This is a genomic window from Bacteroides sp. HMSC067B03 (assembly GCF_001811315.1).
Lineage (GTDB): Bacteria > Bacteroidota > Bacteroidia > Bacteroidales > Bacteroidaceae > Bacteroides > Bacteroides faecis.
On record NZ_KV804435.1, the window covers coordinates 19,391 to 25,725 of the forward strand.

Consider the following 6,335-nt stretch of genomic DNA (forward strand, 5'->3'; position numbering starts at 1 on the left):
TTTCAGTGAATTCTTTAAATTACCCTATAAAAATCACTGATATTCAAATATACAAATCGCTTGATTATCAGAATCTATTTTGGCTGAAAAAACAATTCAGTTCTATTCGAATATTATCTGTAATTTGGATAAGTTTTAGTGGTACTGATAAAATTTGCCTATTTATCACTGTTAAATTGTATGAGGGACAGAATTTTGTCCCTTGTATCCGTTCAGGGAACAAACGGGGGACAAAATCATGAAAAATTGATACAATACTTTATTATTCCTTTGCATTTAATGTATTGATTATCAATGTCATCTAAGTTGGACTGTTTCTTCTTTTACTTTCTATTGTATATTGTGTAATATGTTGATAATCAATTTGTTATATACTGCTATTTGCCGATGCAGAAATGCTGAAAAATATTCTGGAGCACCATATCATTCGTCACTTCCCCTGCAATATCTGAAATAAAAAAAATACACTCCCGTATATCTTGTGAAAGAAAATCTCCGGATATATGCGTGTCAAGCCCATTCTGCACTCGATGAATAGCATCTAAAGCTTTACTTAAAGCTTCATAATGCCTTACGTTTGTCACAATAATATCATTCTGTGTTACCGTAGGTAGATGTGCTGCATTAATAAGCATCTTTTGTAACTCGTCGGTCTGTCTACGTTCTTTTGCCGATATGAAGATAGATTTCGTGTATTCTTTAGAAAAGTCCTTTAATAAAGCAGATAATTCTTTTTTCTGCTTTTCCTCAATCAAATCCGCTTTGTTGAATACAACAATTAGTTGCTTCTCTTCACAACGAGGAATGATCTTTTCTGATAATTGCTTTATCTGGGCAGATGCATCAGATGAATCAATCATCCAAAGTACAATCTCCGCTTGATCCAATTTTTGGAATGTACGTTCGATACCAAGACTTTCAATGGTATCATTTGTTTCCCGGATTCCAGCAGTATCAATGAATCGGAAAGTGATGCCACCTATATTAATAGTATCTTCAATGACATCACGTGTGGTGCCATGAATATCACTGACGATTGCTTTATCCTCATTCAGTAATACATTCAGTAAAGTCGATTTTCCCGCATTCGTTTCACCGATGATAGCCACCGGAACACCATTCTTAATGGCATTCCCTACATTGAATGAATGGACCAGTCGGGAGATAACCTGCTCTATTTCATCTGCGAGTTTTCGTAATGCCGAACGATCTGCAAACTCCACGTCCTCCTCACTGAAGTCAAGTTCCAGTTCGATCATGGAAGTAAAGTTTAGCAACTTGTTGCGTAGATCTGTTAACTCTTTACTAAAACCTCCCCGCATCTGACTCATAGCCAAACGATGGGTAGCTGCGGAAGAAGATGCAATCAAATCGGCTACAGCCTCTGCCTGACTTAAGTCCATCTTTCCGTTGAGGAATGCGCGTTGGGTATATTCTCCCGGCTGAGCCATACGACAACCGTTCTTAATCAACAACTGCATCACTTGCTGAAGAATATAAGCAGAACCATGACATGTGATTTCTGTACTGTCCTCTCCCGTATAGGAATGAGGAGCACGGAAAAGACTCACAAGGACTTCGTCTATGACTTCTTCTCCATTATAAATACGCCCGAATGTCAGCGTATAAGGCTTTTGTTCACTAAGTAATTTGCCGGGCTTGGCTGGTTGGAAGATGTGGCTTGTTATAGAAATAGCTTCCGGACCGGAAACACGGATGCTCCCGATAGCACCTCCTTGAGCAGTAGCAATAGCGCAGATAGTATCTTGATTCATTATATTTCTTTTTGGATGATGCAAAGATAATTGTTTCTGAGTAAAAAAAATAAGATTAGACACAACTTGTGCTTTATTTGTTTATATTTGCTGCCGTTCAAACAATACACATACAAAATACAATTATAGCCTATGGAGCCAGATACAAATTTATATTCACCGAATGAGAATAATGAAATCATACGGGAGAATTCGCAAAAGATACTTTCTGTACTTGCCGCACATCAAATTGCTTTATGGGAATATGACATTCCGACAGGGAAATGTAGTTTCACCGACGATTACTTCCGTATGTTAGGACTGAAAGAGGCAGGAGTGGTCTTTAAAGATATTGATGATTTCTATCGTTTCGTCTACCCCGAAGATATGAATACCTATCAGACGGCTTTTGCTAATATGCTTGCTTCGGAGTCCAAGACATCTCAGATTCAGGTTCGTTGTGTAGGAGAGCATGGTGAAGTGATTTGGTTGGAGGATCATTTTCTGTCTTATAAAGGGAATGAAGAAGGAGATCCGGATAAACTGTTGGCATATACTGTAAACGTCACCTCCCAATGTGAAAAAGAACAGCATATTAAGCATTTGGAAAAACATAACCGTAAAATAATAGAAGCTTTACCCGAATTTATCTTCATCTTTGACGAGGACTTCTTTATAACGGATGTCTTGATGGCGCCGGGTACGATTCTGCTACATCCGGTAGAAGTACTGAAAGGAGCGGACGGACGAAGTATTTATTCTCCGGAAGTAAGTGATTTGTTTCTCTGTAATATTCGGGAATGTCTGCAGGACGGTAAGCTGAAAGAAATAGAGTATCCATTGGAAGTAGATGGAAGTAAACATTATTTTCAGGCACGCATTGCTCCGTTTGAAGGTAACACTGTGCTGGCGTTGATACACGATATCGGTGATCGTATTCGCCGTTCCGAGGAATTGATAGAAGCTAAACGCCGTGCAGAGGATGCTGACCGGATGAAGTCTGTATTTCTGGCAAATATGAGTCACGAGATTCGCACCCCGCTGAATGCTATTGTGGGATTTTCGGAGATTATGGCTGTAACGGAAAATGAAGAGGAGAAACATGAATACCTGGAGATTATTCAGAAGAATAGTAATCTGCTGTTGCAGTTGATCAATGATATTCTGGACTTGTCCCGTATAGAATCCGGTAAATCGGAAATGCATTTTCAGCAGGTTGAAATAGCCGGCTTGGTAGACGAAGTAGAGAAGGTGCATCAGTTGAAGATGAAGTTGAATGTGGACTTGAAAGTGGTCCGTCCACAAGGAGAGTTCTGGACTTCTACTGACCGAAACCGCGTGATGCAGGTACTATTCAATTTCTTGTCCAATGCCATTAAGAATACTGAAACGGGGAGTATCACGTTAGGATTGAAGCAGGAGGGAGATTGGCTGAAGCTGTTTGTCAGTGATACAGGCTGTGGAATCCCGGAAGAGAAACTTCCTCAAATCTTTACTCGTTTTGAAAAACTGAATGACTTTGTACAAGGTACCGGACTGGGACTTTCTATTTGTAAAAGTATTGTAGAACGCTTGGGTGGTCGTATTGAAGTCAGTTCAGAACAGGGAAAAGGAAGTACATTTGCACTTTACCTGCCTTATCGGGAGATACCGGCGGAAGTCGTCGAACGGACTCTGTCTACTAAGATTGATTCTGAATCTGTCCGCCATAAAAAGATTTTGGTAGTGGAGGATATCGAATCGAACTTTGCCCAGCTGAATATCTTACTGAAGAAAGAGTATACCATCCTGTGGGTGCGTAACGGACAGGAAGCAATCAATAGTTTTATTCGCGAAAAACCGGATTTGATATTAATGGATATTCGTATGCCTGTGATGGATGGCATTCAGGCTACAGAGAAGATTCGAACTATTTCTCTTTCGGTTCCTATTATTGCAGTTACAGCCTATGCGTTCTATACGGAACAACAACAAGCTATTCAGGCAGGATGCAATGCTGTTATCTCCAAACCATATTCTTTGGAGAAGCTGAAAGAAACGATAGAAACCTATATTGGATAATTAATTTTCTAAAAGGAAACCAACATTCTGAAAGTTAGATTGTTATTAAAGTAATAATAACAATCTAATTTTTGTTGGAATATGGAGAAAGTGAAAAAGATAGTCCTCATAGGGGCTAGCGGCTTTGTTGGTTCTGCTCTGTTGAATGAGGCGTTGAATCGTGGCTTTGAAGTGACAGCCGTAGTTCGTCATCCCGAAAAAATAAAGATAGAGAACGAGCATCTGAAAGTAAAGAAAGCGGATGTCTCTTCACTCGATGAAGTATGCGAAGTTTGTAAAGGAGCCGATGCTGTAATCAGTGCATTCAATCCGGGATGGAATAATCCTGATATATATGACGAAACCATCAAAGTGTATCTGACTATCATTGATGGAGTGAAGAAAGCAGGGGTGAATCGCTTTCTGATGGTGGGTGGTGCCGGATCACTGTTTATTGCGCCGGGATTGCGACTGATGGATTCGGGTGAAGTTCCTGAAAATATCCTGCCCGGAGTTAAAGCTTTAGGAGAATTTTATTTGAACTTCCTGATGAAGGAGAAAGAGATAGACTGGGTATTTTTCTCTCCGGCAGCAGATATGAGACCGGGAGTGCGCACCGGACGTTATCGTTTGGGCAAAGATGATATGATTGTGGACATCGTGGGTAACAGCCATATTTCTGTAGAAGACTATGCGGCTGCGATGATTGACGAGTTGGAACATCCCAAACATCATCAGGAGAGATTTACAATTGGCTATTGATTAAGAGGTTAATCATTATATAAATTTGCTTGTGTAAAATTTGAGTTAACAAGTAAAAATAATGGCTTGAGGCATACATTTTGACGTATGGTTCAAGCCATTTCTTATTTTATTTTCCGATATTTGCATTGTGTCGGTATTGTAACACAAAATGAAACAAAGAAGAAATACTTAATGATATTCTGAACTATGATATTCAAACAAGAAACTCAAATCTTAAAATGTACCTTTGAGAAGGAACATTTTTCTAAAGTAAAAGCTGCCTTCAAAGATAGATGGCCTGTTGTATATATTATCGAGGATGACGAAAAGGGACAAGCCTATATAGGAGAGTCTACAAATATATGTACCAGGATTTGTGATCATTGGAATAATACCGAACGCAGAGCTTTGAAAAACATATATATTATCTTTAATAAAGTCTTTAATAAATCTGTAATCCTGGATCTTGAAGCGTTTCTTATCGGATATATTGTAGCTGATGGTAAATATAGACTCCAGAATGGCAATGGTGGCCAGCATGTTCATAACTATTATTTGCGTGATGAATATCAGAGAGAGTTCAGACACATTTGGCAGCTTCTTCAGGATGAAGGTGTTGTCAGGCATGGAATTACTCTTCTTGAGAATCAAGACTTATTTAAATATTCTCCATATAAGATTTTGAATTTGGACCAATTTAATGTTGCTGTGCAAATTCTTACCGATCTGAAATATGATTTAGGGAATAATAATCAATCCCGTTCTTTTATAATTGATGGAGGGGCAGGTACCGGTAAGTCTATTCTTGGAATTTATTTGCTGAAGCTGTTGATTGATGCAGAGAGTTCACCTGCATGGACTGCGGAAGAAGAAGCATTGGATGAGAATCTTAGTTATATAATTGGCCATTTGAGCCCGAACTTAAGAGTTGGGTATGTAGTTCCTACACAAAGTTTTCGTGAGACATTGAAAAAAGTTTTTGATGGAATACAGGGACTTGATTCTAAAATGGTACTTAGCCCCGAAGATGTTGCCAACTCGGGTGAAGGTTTATATGATCTTCTGATTGTTGATGAATCACATCGTTTGAGGCGTCGTCGTGCATTATTTAATTATGGATCGTATGATAAAGCTAACAAGGCATTAGAGTTAGATGAAGAAGCGACGGAATTGGACTGGATACTGAAAAAAAGCCGGTATCAGCTATTCTTTTATGATTCCAGACAATCGGTGAAGCCTTCTGATGTGGAAGCACTAAGATTTTTCTCATTGTCTCAGCAAGAGGATACCCGGAACTATAAGCTTACTTCTCAGATGAGGTGTAAGGGTGGAAATGATTACATAGAATATATTAACAATATATTGGAGTGTCAACAAGAAGAAATGCTCACTTTTGGTTCATCCTATGAACTACTGTTGTTTGAGGATGTTGAAGACATGGTATCTGCAATTAAAGAGAAAAATAATAAAATGGGGCTCTGTCGGAATATGGCGGGGTATGCCTGGCCTTGGAAGACGCACAAAATGAAACTGTCTAAAATTCAAAAAGAAGGATTATATGATATTGAGATAGAAAACAAATACGAGGTAAATAATGCGCATAAGTACATTTGGAATACTACCCAAAGAGACTGGATAAACTCAGAAAATTCAATTAATGAGATAGGCTGTATACATACGACGCAGGGGTATGATTTAAATTATGCAGGTGTGATAATAGGTTGGGAGATAGACTATGATCCTATAAATAATATTATTACTGTACCCGTTGGCGGAATTAAATCAGCGCATATTTAA

At 38.7% G+C, this 6,335-nt stretch carries 5 protein-coding genes; 4 read left to right on the forward strand and 1 reads right to left on the reverse strand.

Annotation, left to right across the window (positions count from 1 at the left end; genetic code table 11):
* The coding region (locus tag HMPREF2794_RS29325) for a hypothetical protein (protein WP_210403607.1) at nt 1–242 on the forward strand (242 nt) is incomplete at its 5' end.
* Between the two features lie 135 nt (nt 243–377).
* Here HMPREF2794_RS29325 and mnmE read toward each other — a convergent pair.
* Nucleotides 378–1,775, reverse strand: coding sequence for a tRNA uridine-5-carboxymethylaminomethyl(34) synthesis GTPase MnmE (mnmE, locus tag HMPREF2794_RS21530; RefSeq protein WP_010537115.1), 1,398 nt, complete (start codon nt 1,773–1,775; stop codon nt 378–380).
* Nucleotides 1,776–1,907: 132 nt separating this feature from the next.
* Here mnmE and HMPREF2794_RS21535 point away from each other — a divergent pair, with 132 nt between their 5' ends.
* The 3 genes from HMPREF2794_RS21535 (at nt 1,908) to HMPREF2794_RS21545 (ending at nt 6,335) form a co-directional block, all read left to right on the forward strand.
* Nucleotides 1,908–3,815: a PAS domain-containing hybrid sensor histidine kinase/response regulator gene (locus HMPREF2794_RS21535; protein WP_022301473.1), complete on the forward strand. Its 1,908-nt coding sequence runs from the start codon at nt 1,908–1,910 to the stop codon at nt 3,813–3,815.
* A gap of 81 nt (nt 3,816–3,896) precedes the next feature.
* Nucleotides 3,897–4,556 (forward strand): NAD(P)-dependent oxidoreductase, encoded by a 660-nt coding sequence (locus tag HMPREF2794_RS21540; RefSeq protein WP_008764706.1) that lies wholly within the window; start codon nt 3,897–3,899, stop codon nt 4,554–4,556.
* A 189-nt stretch (nt 4,557–4,745) separates the two neighbouring features.
* Nucleotides 4,746–6,335, forward strand: a complete 1,590-nt coding sequence (locus HMPREF2794_RS21545) for a DUF2075 domain-containing protein (protein WP_246839629.1) — start codon at nt 4,746–4,748, stop codon at nt 6,333–6,335.